The 13,588-nt window shown below is 71.4% G+C and carries 9 protein-coding genes and 1 pseudogene; 5 read left to right on the top strand and 5 right to left on the bottom strand.

The genetic code is table 11. The annotated features are described in order from the left end of the window. Positions 1-18: 18 nt before the first annotated feature. From carB to pyrR, 5 genes and pseudogenes are all read right to left on the bottom strand, one after another. Positions 19-3,306: a carbamoyl-phosphate synthase large subunit gene (carB, locus tag KIS93_RS43050; protein ID WP_080041102.1), complete on the bottom strand. Its 3,288-nt coding sequence runs from the start codon at positions 3,304-3,306 to the stop codon at positions 19-21. Further along, on the bottom strand, positions 3,293-4,411 hold the full coding sequence (gene carA / locus KIS93_RS43055; protein ID WP_080041103.1) for a glutamine-hydrolyzing carbamoyl-phosphate synthase small subunit: 1,119 nt from the start codon (positions 4,409-4,411) through the stop codon (positions 3,293-3,295). Before carA ends, carB begins: the two co-directional genes overlap by 14 nt. Further along, a complete protein-coding gene (locus tag KIS93_RS43060; RefSeq protein WP_080041104.1) occupies positions 4,408-5,694 on the bottom strand; it encodes a dihydroorotase in 1,287 nt (428 codons plus the stop codon). Before KIS93_RS43060 ends, carA begins: the two co-directional genes overlap by 4 nt. Beyond that, the gene (locus KIS93_RS43065) at positions 5,691-6,608 is read right to left on the bottom strand and encodes an aspartate carbamoyltransferase catalytic subunit (protein ID WP_080041105.1); all 918 of its coding nucleotides are present in this window, start codon (positions 6,606-6,608) and stop codon (positions 5,691-5,693) included. The genes KIS93_RS43060 and KIS93_RS43065 overlap by 4 nt, the downstream gene beginning before the upstream one ends. Further along, positions 6,605-7,161, bottom strand: a pseudogene (gene pyrR, locus KIS93_RS43070) (bifunctional pyr operon transcriptional regulator/uracil phosphoribosyltransferase PyrR). Before pyrR ends, KIS93_RS43065 begins: the two are co-directional and overlap by 4 nt. Positions 7,162-7,414: 253 nt before the next feature. Between pyrR and KIS93_RS43075 the strand changes: the two are divergent. From KIS93_RS43075 to bldD, 5 genes are all read left to right on the top strand, one after another. After that, entirely contained in the window at positions 7,415-8,659 is a 1,245-nt protein-coding gene (locus KIS93_RS43075; protein ID WP_080041106.1) for an arginine deiminase, read from the top strand. A gap of 15 nt (positions 8,660-8,674) precedes the next feature. Then, entirely contained in the window at positions 8,675-9,610 is a 936-nt protein-coding gene (locus KIS93_RS43080; protein WP_080041107.1) for a carbamate kinase, read from the top strand. Positions 9,611-9,620: 10 nt separating this feature from the next. Beyond that, positions 9,621-11,042: an amino acid permease gene (locus tag KIS93_RS43085; protein ID WP_186404759.1), complete on the top strand. Its 1,422-nt coding sequence runs from the start codon at positions 9,621-9,623 to the stop codon at positions 11,040-11,042. Then, entirely contained in the window at positions 11,043-11,963 is a 921-nt protein-coding gene (locus tag KIS93_RS43090; protein ID WP_080041108.1) for a universal stress protein, read from the top strand. 301 nt (positions 11,964-12,264) lie between these two features. After that, positions 12,265-12,759: a transcriptional regulator BldD gene (gene bldD, locus KIS93_RS43095; protein ID WP_026214021.1), complete on the top strand. Its 495-nt coding sequence runs from the start codon at positions 12,265-12,267 to the stop codon at positions 12,757-12,759. Positions 12,760-13,588 lie beyond the last annotated feature (829 nt).

Consider the following 13,588-nt stretch of genomic DNA (forward strand, 5'->3'; position numbering starts at 1 on the left):
TCACCTCCTGTGCGGGGGTCAGCCCCGGAGTGCCTGTGCGTGCTCCTGGAGAGACCGTACGCCGACGTCGCCGCGCACGATCGCCTGGATGCCGGCCGCCGCGGCGGCCAGGCCCGAGACCGTGGTGATGCACGGGATGCCGCGCAGCACCGCGGCCGTGCGGATCTCGTAGCCGTCGAGCCGCGGCCCCGACTGCCCCGGGCTGCCGAAGGGCGTGTTGACGATCAGGTCGACCTCGCCGTCGAGAATGGCCTGCACGCTCGTGGGCTCACCTCCGGGACCCGTCCCCTCGCTGTGCTTTCGCACGATCTTGGCATGGACACCGTTGCGGCGCAGCACCTCGGCGGTGCCCTCGGTCGCGAGGATCTCGAACCCGAGATCCGCGAGCGCCTTCACAGGGAAGATCATCGCACGCTTGTCCCTGTTGGCCACAGATACGAACGCGCGTCCCTTCGTCGGGAGCTGCCCGTACGCGCCCGCCTGCGACTTGGCGTAGGCGATGCCGAAGAACTCGTCGATGCCCATGACCTCGCCCGTGGAGCGCATCTCGGGCCCCAGGACGATGTCCACGCCGCGGAAGCGGTTGAACGGCAGCACCGCCTCCTTGACCGCGATGGACGCGTCGAGCGGCAGCGTGCCACCGTCGCCCTCGGCGGGCAGCATGCCCTCCTCGCGCAGCGAGGCGATCGACGCGCCGAGCATCACCCTGGCCGCCGCCTTGGCCAGCGGCGTGCCGGTGGCCTTGGACACGAACGGCACGGTGCGGCTGGCGCGCGGGTTGGCCTCCAGGACGTACAGGATGCCGGCGGACATGGCGTACTGGACGTTCAGCAGGCCGCGCACGCCCACCCCGGCGGCGATGGCCTCGGTGGCGGCGCGGATGGCCTTGATGTCGGCGCTGCCGAGCGTGATCGGCGGCAGGGCGCACGCCGAGTCGCCGGAGTGGATGCCGGCCTCCTCGATGTGCTCCATGACGCCGCCCAGGAACAGCTCCTCGCCGTCGTAGAGGGCGTCGACGTCGATCTCGATGGCCTCGTCGAGGAACTTGTCCACCAGCACCGGGTGGCCGCCCTCCTGGGCCGCCATGTACGTGCTGAGCGTCTCCTCGTCGTAGACGATGGCCATGCCGGCCCCGCCGAGCACGTACGAGGGGCGGACGAGCACGGGGTAGCCGATCTCCTCGGCGATCTCCAGCGCCTCGGCCACGGTCAGCGCGGTGCCGTGCTTGGGCGCGGGCAGCCCGGCCTCGGCCAGCACCCGTCCGAACGCGCCGCGTTCCTCGGCCAGGTGGATGGACTCGGGCGAGGTGCCGACGACGGGCACGCCGGCGTCCTTGAGCGCCTGCGCGAGCCCGAGCGGCGTCTGGCCGCCGAGCTGCACGATGACGCCCGCGACGGGGCCCGTCTGCTGCTCGGCGTGCACGACCTCCAGGACGTCCTCCAGCGTGAGCGGCTCGAAGTAGAGCCGGTCGGAGGTGTCGTAGTCGGTGGAGACGGTCTCGGGGTTGCAGTTGACCATGACGGTCTCGAACCCGGCCCGCGACAGCTCGAACGAGGCGTGCACGCACGCGTAGTCGAACTCGATGCCCTGCCCGATGCGGTTGGGCCCGGAGCCGAGGATGATGACCTTCTGGCGCTCCCCGGTGGGGACCTCGGTCTCCTCGTCGTAGGTCGAGTAGAGGTAGGGCGTCTTGGCGGCGAACTCGGCGGCGCAGGTGTCGACGGTGTTGTAGACCGGCCGCAGCCCGAGTGCGTGCCGCAGGTCGCGCACCCTGGCCTCGTCGATGCCGCGGATCTCGCCGATCTGCACGTCGCTGAACCCGAGGTGCTTGGCCCGCTCGAGCACCTCGGCGGTGAGCTCGGGCGCCTCGGCGACCGCCTGGGCCTCCTCGTGCAGCAGGAAGAGCTGGTCGAGGAACCACGGGTCGACGCTGGTGGCCTCGTACAGCTCCTCGGCCGTGGCGCCGGCCCTGATGGCCTGCTGCATCGTGCGCAGCCGGCCGTCGTGCGGGGTGCGGCAGGCCGCCAGCAGCTCCTCCTTGGGCGCGACCTCGCCGGCCCAGGTGAAGGAGGAGTCCTTCTTCTCCAGCGAGCGCAGCGCCTTCTGCAGCGCCTCGGGGAACGAGCGGCCGATGGCCATGGCCTCGCCCACCGACTTCATGTGCGTGGTGAGGGTCTGGTCGGCGCCCCTGAACTTCTCGAACGCGAAGCGCGGGACCTTCACCACGATGTAGTCGAGCGTCGGCTCGAAGGAGGCCGGAGTCTCCTTGGTGATGTCGTTGGGGATCTCGTCGAGGGTGTAGCCGATGGCCAGCTTGGCCGCGATCTTCGCGATGGGGAAGCCGGTGGCCTTGGAGGCCAGCGCCGACGAGCGCGACACGCGCGGGTTCATCTCGATGACGATCATGCGCCCGGTGCGCGGGTCGACCGCGAACTGGATGTTGCAGCCGCCGGTGTCGACGCCGACCTCGCGGATGACCGCGATAGCGACGTCGCGCATGTTCTGGTACTCGCGGTCGGTCAGGGTCAGCGCGGGCGCCACGGTGACGCTGTCGCCGGTGTGCACGCCCATCGGGTCGATGTTCTCGATGGAGCAGACGATGACGACGTTGTCGGCCTTGTCGCGCATGACCTCCAGCTCGTACTCCTTCCAGCCGAGGATCGACTCCTCCAGGAGCACCTCGGTGGTCGGCGAGGCGTCGAGCCCGGCGCCGGCGATGCGGCGCAGGTCGTCCTCGTCGTACGCGAAGCCGGAGCCGGCGCCGCCCATCGTGAACGAGGGCCGCACGACCAGCGGGTAGCCCAGCTCGCCGGCGGCGGCCAGGCACTCGTCCATGGTGTGGCAGATCAGGGACCGGGCGGACTCGGCGTTGAGGCCGTGCTCGCGGGCGACCTTGGCGACGATCTCCTTGAACTTCTCGCGGTTCTCGCCCGACTGGATCGCGTCGAAGTCGGCGCCGATCAGCTCGACCTCGTACTTGTCCAGGACGCCCGACTCGTGCAGCGCCACGGCGGTGTTGAGCGCGGTCTGGCCGCCCAGCGTGGGCAGCAGCGCGTCGGGCCGCTCCTTGGCGATGATCTTCTCGACGAACTCGGGGGTGATCGGCTCGACGTACGTGGCGTCGGCGAACTCCGGGTCCGTCATGATCGTCGCGGGGTTGCTGTTGACCAGGATCACGCGGAACCCCTCGGCCCGCAGCACGCGGCACGCCTGGGTGCCGGAGTAGTCGAACTCGCACGCCTGGCCGATCACGATCGGCCCCGAGCCGATCACCAGGACCGACTGGATGTCCTCACGCTTTGGCACGGGTCATGACCTCGCAGAACTCGTCGAAAAGATAGGCGGCGTCGTGCGGCCCGGCGGCGGCCTCCGGGTGGTACTGGACGCTGAAGGCGCGCCCGTCGAGCAGGCGCAGCCCCTCCACGCAGCGGTCGTTGAGGTTGACGTGGCTGACCTCGGCCGGCCCGTATGGGGTCTCGAACGGCCCGTCGAGCGGCGCCTCGACCGCGAAGCCGTGGTTGTGCGCCGAGATCTCCACCTTCCCGGTGCGCACGTCCTGGACGGGCTGGTTGACGCCGCGGTGGCCGTACCGCAGCTTGTAGGTGGACAGCCCGAGTGCCCGCCCGAAGAGCTGGTTGCCGAAGCAGATGCCGAAGAACGGCACCCTGGCCTCCAGCACCTGCCGCAGCGCCGAGACGTCGGCGGTGGCGGGGTCGCCCGGCCCGTTGGAGAAGAACACGCCGTCGGGCTCGACCGCCATGATCTGCTCGTAGGTGGCGTCGGCGGGCAGCACGTGCACCTCGCAGCCGCGCTCGGCCATCCGGTGCGGGGTCATGCCCTTGATGCCGAGGTCCACGGCCGCGACCGTGAACCGCTTGGCGCCGATGGCGGGCACGACGTACGTCTCGCCGGTGGCGACCTCGCGGGCCAGGTCGGCGCCCTCCATGAGGGGCGAGCGGCGCACCCGCTCGACGAGCTCCTCGACCGGCTCCCGCGGCGCGCTGAAGATGCCGGCGCGCATGGCGCCGCGCTCGCGCAGGTGGCGGGTGAGCGCGCGGGTGCCGGGGATGGCGATCCCGACGACGCCCTGCTCCTTGAGGTAGTCGTCGAGCGAGCGGTTGGCCCGCCAGTTGGAGACCACCCTGGACGGCTCGCGCACGACGTAGCCGGCCACCCAGACGCGCTTCGACTCGGGGTCCTCGTCGTTGACGCCGGTGTTGCCGATGTGGGGCGCCGTCATGGCGACGATCTGCCGGTGGTAGGAGGGGTCGGTGAGGGTCTCCTGGTAGCCGGTCATGCCGGTGTTGAAGACCATCTCGCCGAACGTCTCGCCTTCGGCGCCGTAGGACGTTCCGTGGAAGACCCGGCCGTCTTCCAGGACGAGCACCGCAGCGTTGGACGCAGTGTTCAAACCAGCTTCCCTTCGAGAACGGTCGGCCTGCCGCGCAGGAACGTGGCCACTACCCGGCCGGGCAGCGTCATCCCCTCGTACGGGGTGTTCCGGCTCTTGGAGGCGAAGGCGGACGGGTCCACCTTCGTGCGCGCGGACGGGTCGTACAGGGTGATGTTGGCCGGGGCGCCCACGTCGAGCGGCTGCCCCTGGCCGCCGAGCCGCCCGATGCGGGCGGGCACGACGGACATGCGCTGGGCGACGCCCGCCCAGTCGAGCAGGCCGGTCTCGACCATGGCCTCCTGGACCACGCTGAGCGCGGTCTCCAGCCCGACCATGCCCATGGCCGCGGCCGACCACTCGGTCTCTTTGTCCTCGACCGGGTGGGGCGCGTGGTCGGTGGCCACGATGTCGATCGTGCCGTCGGCCAGCGCGGCGCGCAGCGCCTCGACGTCGGCGCGGGTGCGCAGCGGCGGGTTGACCTTGTAGATGGGGTTGTAGGCGCCCACCGGCGACTCCTCGACGAGGTCGTCGGTGAGCAGCAGGTGGTGGGGGGTCACCTCGGCGGTGACGTTCCAGCCCTTGGACTTGGCCCAGCGGATGATCTCGACCGAGCCCGCCGTGGAGACGTGGCAGACGTGCAGCCGGGAGCCGACGTGGGCGGCCAGCAGGCAGTCGCGGGCGATGATCGCCTCTTCCGCGACCGCGGGCCAGCCGGTCAGGCCGAGCCTGCCGGAGACGACGCCCTCGTTCATCTGGGCGCCGGCGGTGAGCCTCGGCTCCTGGGCGTGCTGGGCGACGACGCCGTCGAACGCCTTGACGTACTCGAGGGCGCGGCGCATCAGCACGGCGTCGTCCACGCACTTGCCGTCGTCGGAGAAGACGCGCACGCGGGCGGCGGAGTCGGCCATGGCGCCCAGCTCGGCGAGCTGCTTGCCCTCCAGCCCGACGGTGACGGCCCCGACCGGGTGCACGTCGCAGTGGGCGAACTCGCGGCCCAGCCGCCACACCTGCTCGACGACGCCGGCGGTGTCGGCGACGGGCGAGGTGTTGGCCATGGCGTGCACGGCGGTGTAGCCGCCGCGGGCCGCCGACTGGGTGCCGGTCTGGACGGTCTCGGCGTCCTCGCGGCCGGGCTCGCGCAGGTGCGTGTGCAGGTCGACCAGGCCGGGCAGCGCGATCGCGCCCGCCCCGTCGACGACGCTCTCGCCGGGCAGGTTCGGCCCGATCTCGGCGATCGCGCCGTCCTCGATCCTGATGTCGGCGGGCTCGCCGCCCAGGATCCTCACGTTGCGAATGATCATGCGGTCTCTCCCCCGAGCAGCAGGTACAGGACGGCCATGCGGATGGTCACGCCGTTGGCGACCTGCTCGACGATCGTGGATCGCGCCGAGTCGGCCACTTCGGCGGCGATCTCCATGCCCCGGTTCATCGGACCCGGGTGCATGACGATCGCCTCATCGGGCATCTTCGCGAACCGCTCTCGATCCAGACCATAACGCCGGCTGTATTCGCGCTCACTCGGGAAGTACGCGGCGTTCATCCGCTCCTTCTGCACCCGCAGCATCATCACCGCGTCGGACTTCGGCAGCACCGCGTCGAGGTCGTAGGACACCTCGCACGGCCAGGTGCCGACGGAGACGGGCAGCAGCGTGGGCGGCGCGACGAGGGTGACCTCGGCGCCGAGCGTGTTCAGCAGCAGCACGTTGGAGCGGGCGACCCGGCTGTGCAGCACGTCGCCGACGATGGTGACCTTGCGGCCCTCCAGGCTGCCCAGGCGGCGGCGCATGGAGAAGGCGTCGAGCAGCGCCTGCGTGGGGTGCTCGTGGGTGCCGTCGCCGGCGTTGACGACGCTGCCGCGCACCCACGTGGCCAGGCGGTGCGGCGCGCCGGAGGCGCTGTGGCGGATGACGACCGCGTCGGCGCCCATGGCCTCCAGGGTGAGCGCGGTGTCCTTGAGCGACTCGCCCTTGGACACGCTCGACCCCTTGGCCGAGAAGTTGATCACGTCGGCGGACAGCCGCTTGGCCGCCGCCTCGAACGAGATGCGGGTGCGGGTGGAGTCCTCGAAGAACAGGTTGACGACCGTGCGCCCGCGCAGCGTCGGCAGCTTCTTGATGGAACGTTCCGAGACCCTCGCCAGCTCCTCGGCGGTGTCGAGGATGAGCAGCGCGTCGTCCTTGGTCAGGTCTCCGGCCGAGATCAGGTGCCGCTTCACTGGGCGCCCCCCTTCATGAGCAGGACGGCGTCGCGGCCGTCGATCTCCTCCAGGTAGACCTTCACCTTCTCGCTCTTGGCGGTCGGGAGGTTCTTGCCGACGTAGTCGGCGCGGATGGGCAGCTCGCGGTGGCCGCGGTCGACCAGGGTGGCGAGCTGCACGGCGGTGGGGCGGCCGAGGTCGTTGAGCGCGTCGAGCGCGGCGCGTACGGTGCGGCCGGAGTAGAGGACGTCGTCGACGAGCACCACGACCTTGCCGTCGATGCCGTCGGGGGCAGCTCGGTCGGGCCGAGCGGCCGGACGGGCCCGCGCCGCAGGTCGTCGCGGTACATGGTGATGTCGATCGAGCCGACGGGGGTCTTGACGCCTTCGAACTGCTCGATGCGGTCGCCGAGCCGGCGGGCCAGAGTGGCCCCGCGGGTGGGGATGCCGAGGAGGACGACGTCGCCCGCCCCCTTGGTGCGCTCGAGGATCTCGTGCGCGATCCGGGTGAGTGCCCGGTGGATGTCGGGGGCCTCCAGGACGGCCCTGGAATCGCCCACAGGTGTGGACATGACGAAGCTCACCACCTTTCCCGCCTCACGGGACGGGTCTTAAAAGGGTGTTGGTCGGGACACACAGTACCAGGGGCTACCAGGTACAACGCGAGCACCCTCCCCCAGGGCCTGCACGGGGAGCGACGGCCCGGTCGCGATCCCGGATCAGGTAATTTCCCCCGCCCCGCCGTGTGGGAGGCCGCTCCGCAGGGCAGGTCGTCTACCCGGTGCGGGGCGTGACTTCTGCGTCCGGGAGGGGGATACAGGACAGATGACGTTCCATGTCGATTCCGAGGTCGGGCGCCTGCGGCAGGTCCTGCTGCACCGGCCCGACCTGGCGCTGAGACGGCTGACCCCCACCAGCAAGGACGCGTTCCTCTTCGACGACGTGCTGTGGGTGCAGCGCGCGATCGAGGAGCACGAGGAGTTCGAGCGGGTGCTGACCGATCGCGGCATCCAGGTCCACCTGCTGGCCGACCTGCTCAGGGAGACCGTCGACATCCCCGAGGCGCGCAAGCACATCCTCGACGCGGTCATCGACGAGCGCTGGCTGGGGCCCGGCGCCATCGACGACATCCGCAACACGCTCGACGGCATGGACTCCGCCACGCTCCAGGTCTACCTGACCGGCGGCATCACCAAGCGCGAGCTGGTCGCGATGGGCTGCGACCCCAAGTCGGTGACCTTCCACGCCACGCACGACGACGACTTCATCCTGCCGCCGCTGCCCAACCACCTGTTCACGCGCGACACCTCGTGCTGGATCTACGACGGGGTGTCGATCAACGCGATGAAGAAGAAGGCCCGCATGCGCGAGACGGTCAACATGGAGGCCGTCTACATGTACCACCCGACGTTCGCCGGCGGCTTCGACCGGCCCGGGCAGGGCGGCTACCACTGCTGGATGCCCGGCCAGCCGGTCGCCCCCGCCACCATGGAGGGCGGCGACGTGCTGGTCATCGGGCGGGGCGCGGTGCTCGTCGGGATGAGCGAGCGCACCCAGCCGCAGGCCGTCGAGATGCTGGCGCAGCGGATGTTCAGCGCCGGGTCAGCGCGCCGGATCGTGGCGCTCGACATGCCGAAGGCGCGGGCGTTCATGCACCTCGACACCGTGATGACGATGCTCGACGTGGGCGTGTTCACCAAGTACGCCGGGCTGGGCATGCTGCCGGCGTACACGATCGAGCCGGGCGAGACGTCCAAGGAGCTCAAGGTCACCGACCACCCGCCCGAGGACATGCACAAGGCGATCGCGCACGCCCTCGACCTGCCCGACATCAAGGTCCTGACCCCCGCCCAGGACGTCTACGCCGCCGAGCGGGAGCAGTGGGACGACGGCTGCAACGGGCTGGCGCTGGAGCCCGGCGTGGTCGTCGCCTACGAGCGCAACGCCACCACCAACAACTACCTGCGCGACAACGGCATCGAGGTGATCACCATCAGGGGCAGCGAGCTCGGCAGGGGGCGCGGCGGTCCCCGCTGCATGAGCTGCCCGCTGGAGCGCGACGCGGTCTGAGGAGAGGGGGGCGGCATGCGGGTCATCGTGGCGCTGGGGGGCAACGCGGTGCTGCGGCGCGGGCAGCGTCCCGACGCCGACGTGCAGCTCGCCAACGTGCGCGGCGCCGCCAGGACGCTCGCCAGGCTGGCCGGCGAGCACGAGCTGGTCATCACCCACGGGAACGGCCCGCAGGTCGGGCTGCTGGCCATGCAGAGCGCCGCCGACCCCGGCCTGACCGGCCCGTACCCGTTCGACGCGCTCGGCGCGCAGACGCAGGGCCTGATCGGCTACTGGATGCAGCAGGCCCTGCAGAACGCGCTGCCCGGCCGCCAGGTGCTGGCCATGGTCACGCAGACGCTGGTGTCGGCCGTCGACCCCGCCTTCGCGGAGCCGTCGAAGTTCGTCGGCCAGGTCTACGAGCGGGAGGAGGCGGAGAAGCTGGCCGCCGAGCACGGCTGGACGGTGCGGCCCGACGGGCGGCACTGGCGGCGCGTCGTGCCCTCCCCCGCGCCGCGCCGCGTCGTCGAGACCCGGCTGATCCGCCGCATGATGGGCGAGGGCGTGATCGTGGTGTGCGCGGGCGGCGGCGGCGTGCCCGTCGTCCGCGACGAGCGCGGCCGGCTGACCGGCGTCGAGGCCGTCGTCGACAAGGACCTCACCACGGCGCTGCTGGCCGAGGCGCTGGAGTGCGACGCGTTCCTCAGCCTCACCGACGTGCCGCGCGTCATGCGCGGCTTCGGCACGCCCGCCCAGAGCGGGATCGGCCACACCACGCCGCACGAGCTGCGCGCGCTCGACTTCCCCGCCGGGTCGATGGGGCCGAAGGTCGAGGCGGTGTGCCGGTTCGTCGAGACGACCGGCGACATGGCGGCCATCGGCCGGCTGGAGGATGCTGAGAGCATCCTCGGCGGGTCGGCCGGCACCATCGTCACGCCCAACGGCCGCTGGCCGCTGACGAGCACGTTGTGAGGGGTGTGCGATGACACTGGCCCGGCGGCTCCTCCGCACCAAGCCCACCGAGCGCATCGTGGCCGAGGGCGGGCACGGCGAGGGCGGCGAGCTGCGCCGCACCATGTCGTTGTGGCAGCTCACGCTGTTCAGCGTCGGCGCGACGCTCGGCACGGGGATCTTCGTCATCCTCGGGCAGGCGGTGCCGAAGGCCGGGCCCGCCGTGGTGCTGGCGTTCGTGCTGGCGGCCGTCACCGCGCTGTTCTCGGCGCTGTCGTACGCCGAGCTGGCCGGCACGATCCCCGTGTCCGGGTCGTCCTACTCCTACGCGTACGCGACGCTGGGCGAGCTGGTCGCCTGGGTCTGCGGCTGGTGCCTCATGCTCGAGTACGCGGTCTCCGTGGCGGCCGTGGCGGTCGGCTGGGGCGAGTACCTCAACGCGTTCCTGCGCGCCGTCTTCGGCTTCGCGCTGCCCGACGCGATCACCCGCTCCCCCGGCCAGGACGGCGGCGTGATCAACGTCGCCGCCGTCGTCATCGTGCTGCTGGCCACCTGGCTGCTCCTCTATGGCGCCTCCGAGAGCGCCAAGGCCAACGCCTTCTTCGTGCTCATCAAGATCGCGGTGCTGCTGTTCTTCTGCGCGGTGACGTTCACGGCGTTCCGGTCGGGCAACCTGGCGCCGTTCGCCCCCATGGGCGTGGCCGGCATCACCGCCGCCGCCTCCCAGGTCTTCTTCTCTTACATCGGCTTCGACGCCGCCTCCACCGCCGGCGAGGAGGCCAAGAACCCCAAGCGCGACCTGCCGCTGGCCATCATCCTGTCGCTGGCCATCGTGACGGCCGTCTACGTGCTCGTGGCCCTGGCCGCCGTCGGCGCCATGCCGTACACCTCGTTCGAGGCCGGCGGCACCGAGGCGAGCCTGGCGCACGTCGCCGACCTCGCCGCCGGAGCCACCTGGCCCGGCCTGATCGTCTCGTTCGGCGCGGTCGTCGCCATCGCCAGCGTCGTGCTCACCGTCATGTACGGCCAGACCCGCATCCTGTTCGCGATGTCCCGCGACGGGCTCATCCCCCGCGTCTTCCAGCGGGTCGACCCCCGCCGGCAGGTGCCGGTCGCCAACACCCTCATCGTGGCCGCGTTCGTCTCGGTGCTGGCCGGGCTGGTGCCGCTCGGGCAGCTCGCCGAGGCCACCAGCATCGGCACGCTGTTCGCGTTCGCCATCGTCAACGTCGGCGTGCTCGTGCTGCGCTACCGCAGCCCCGAGCTGCCGCGCAGCTTCCGCACGCCGCTCTTCCCCGCCACGCCGGTGCTGGGCGCGGTGCTGTGCGTCGTGGTCATGGCGGGGCTGGCCGGGGTGACCTGGCTGGCGTTCGGGTTGTGGATGCTCGCGGGCCTGATCTGCTACTTCCTGTACGGGTACGGCCATTCGCGGCTGAATGCCGAGGTGGAGTGAATGAAGCTCGACGACGTGCTGGCCGGATACGTCTCCGGCGTCCGGGGCAGGGACGCGCTGGCGCTGGCCGTCCTGCTGGCGCGGCAGGCGCACGCCCGGCTGACGGTGGCGACCGTGCGGCCGCCCGCCCACTCCACGCCCGGGCCCGCCAGGGCCGAGGAGAGCGCATGGCGCGCCTACCTGCGCGAGCAGGCGGAGGCGACGCTCGCGCAGGCCCGCGAGCTGGTCGCCGAGCTGGGCGGCGGCGACGCCGAGTACGTCACGCACACCCACAGGGGCAGCGGGCGGGGGCTGGTGGAGCTGGCGCGCCGGCGCGGCGCCGGCGTCGTGGTGATCGGCTCCGCGCCCGGCGGCTCCGCGCTCAGTGCGGGGCTCGGTGGCGGCAGGGGGCGTATCTCGGTGGGCAGCACCGCCGACCAGCTCCTGCACTCCTCCTCCGTTCCCGTCCTGCTCGCGCCGCGCGGCTACGGCGAACGGCCGCCGGCCGCCTTCGACCGCCTGACCGTCGCCTACCGCCGCGGCCCCGGCTGCGACGCGGCGGTCAAGGACGCGGCCGGGACGGCCGCCGCGCTCGGCGTGCCGCTGCGGCTGGTCACGCTCGTGATCAGCAGCGGCAGGCGGGCGAGGATCGAGGAAGAGATGCTCGTACGCCTGCGCGACCGGGCCGCGGCCGACCTGGAGGCGGCGGCGCGGGCCCAGCGCTCGCCGGGACGGCCGGCGGGCAGGCCCGTGGAGGTCGAGGTGCTGGAGGGCCGCAACGTGGCCCAGGCGCTCGGCACGACCTCGTGGCTGCCCGGCGAGATGATCATATGCGCTTCGAGCGACACCGGGCCACTCAGACGGGTCTTCCTCGGGGACACCTCGATCAAGATCGTCCGGGCTTCCACCTGCCCTGTCATGATTCTCACCCGCCAGCCCTGATCCCCCGAATTTCTCGTCAAAACCTGACGAAGTCACCGTTCCCAGTGGGACATGAGGGGCGATTGTGGCGATCCCTACCGGACCGGATTCGGCATCTTTTTTCCAATCAGCTTGACCTTAGGCGTCCACCCCTTTACCGTCACTGTGCGTAACCACACCGCGCGGCGTTCTGGGGTAAACCCAGAGCCATGGCTACCGATGGTGCCTAGCCTGGCACCACACCCCCCGGTGGCCCGGGCATACGCCGCAAGGGAGCACAATCTACTGAGAGCGATACATACGAGAGCCGGGGGGCCACACGATGCCGTCTGAGTACGCAAAGTCGCTGGGTGCACGACTCCGCGCCATCCGCACCCAGCAGGGCCTGTCCCTGCATGGAGTCGAAGAGAAGTCGCGTGGCAGGTGGAAAGCCGTGGTCGTGGGCTCCTATGAGCGTGGCGACCGAGCGGTGACCGTGCAGAAGCTTGCCGAGCTTGCCGACTTCTACGGGGTGCCCGTATCCGAGCTGCTGCCGGGCGGCGCCGCCCCCAGCCCGCTCGGGCCGACACCCAAGCTTGTGATCGACCTGGAGCGGCTCGCCACACTGCCCAAGGAGAAGGCCGGCGCCCTCGCCCGGTACGCCGCCACCATCCAGAGCCAGCGTGGCGACTACAACGGCAAGGTGTTGTCGATCCGCCAGGAGGACCTGCGCTCCCTGGCCGTGATCTACGACAAGTCGCCGAGTGAGCTGACCGAGGAGCTCATCAGCTGGGGCGTCCTCGACGCCGAGGCCCGCCGGGCCGTCGAGTCGTTCTGACCCCCTGACACCACCCACCCTCCGGGACGGTCCCCCGTCCTGAGGGGTGGTCGTTTTCGGGCCCCGGTCCCGATCGAGGACCGGTCCGGGTCGGCTCCGGCTCGTTGAGCTCGACCCACCGCTCAAGGTCGCCTCGTCGCGGTCGCCTCCTCGAACGGCTTGTCGAGGCCGGCACGGCGGTCGAGGCCGCCCTGGTCGTACACCCGAGGCCCGTGGTTTTGAGGTCACCCGCTCCCACCGAGGGGCTCGCCGCACCGTCGGCGAGCCCCTCGGCTTTTCCCCACCTCTGCCCTCCTCACCCGTCCCCACCGGCGCCCTTTCGCCTCCCCGGCCACGTTGGCGCCCGGGTGCGGGCTCAGTCCCATGTGCCGGCCGCCGCACACGTTGCGCCGACCACCACCGCACCACATCCCGCCGCACCGGCGCCGGAGTGGGCGGCGGAGGGCCGCACGCGAGGCTCGGCCCGCACGCACGCCCGTGGACGTGACCCCGCCGAAGACGCGGGCCGCCCACCTGGGCGAGGCAGCGCGAGCGAAACAGCCTGGGCGACACGACCTGGGCGGATGCGGGTGCGGGCTCGGTCCACGTGCCGGCCGCCGCACACGTTGCGCCGACCACCACCGCACCACATCCCGCCGCACCGGCGCCGGAGTGAGGGGCGGAGGGCCGCACGCAAGGCTCGGCCCGCACGCCTCCCCCGAGGACGCGGGCGGCGCACCTGGACCAGGCACCGCGAGCGAGACAGCCTGGGCGACACGGCCTGTGGCATGGCCTGGGCGGCTGCGCGGCAGGCTTGCGTGGGCGACATCGCAGGCGCGATCAGGGGCAT

The organism is [Actinomadura] parvosata subsp. kistnae, from assembly GCF_900323885.1.
GTDB lineage: Bacteria > Actinomycetota > Actinomycetes > Streptosporangiales > Streptosporangiaceae > Nonomuraea > Nonomuraea composti.

Excerpts from the sequence above, each read along its gene's own strand:
- KIS93_RS43075 (WP_080041106.1), top strand. The coding sequence starts at position 7,415 with ATGACGTTCCATGTCGATTCCGAGGTCGGGCGCCTGCGGCAGGTCCTG.
- KIS93_RS43090 (WP_080041108.1), top strand. The coding sequence starts at position 11,043 with ATGAAGCTCGACGACGTGCTGGCCGGATACGTCTCCGGCGTCCGGGGC.
- KIS93_RS43080 (WP_080041107.1), top strand. The coding sequence starts at position 8,675 with ATGCGGGTCATCGTGGCGCTGGGGGGCAACGCGGTGCTGCGGCGCGGG.
- KIS93_RS43085 (WP_186404759.1), top strand. The coding sequence starts at position 9,621 with ATGACACTGGCCCGGCGGCTCCTCCGCACCAAGCCCACCGAGCGCATC.
- bldD (WP_026214021.1), top strand. The coding sequence starts at position 12,265 with ATGCCGTCTGAGTACGCAAAGTCGCTGGGTGCACGACTCCGCGCCATC.
- KIS93_RS43060 (WP_080041104.1), bottom strand. The coding sequence starts at position 5,694 with ATGATCATTCGCAACGTGAGGATCCTGGGCGGCGAGCCCGCCGACATC.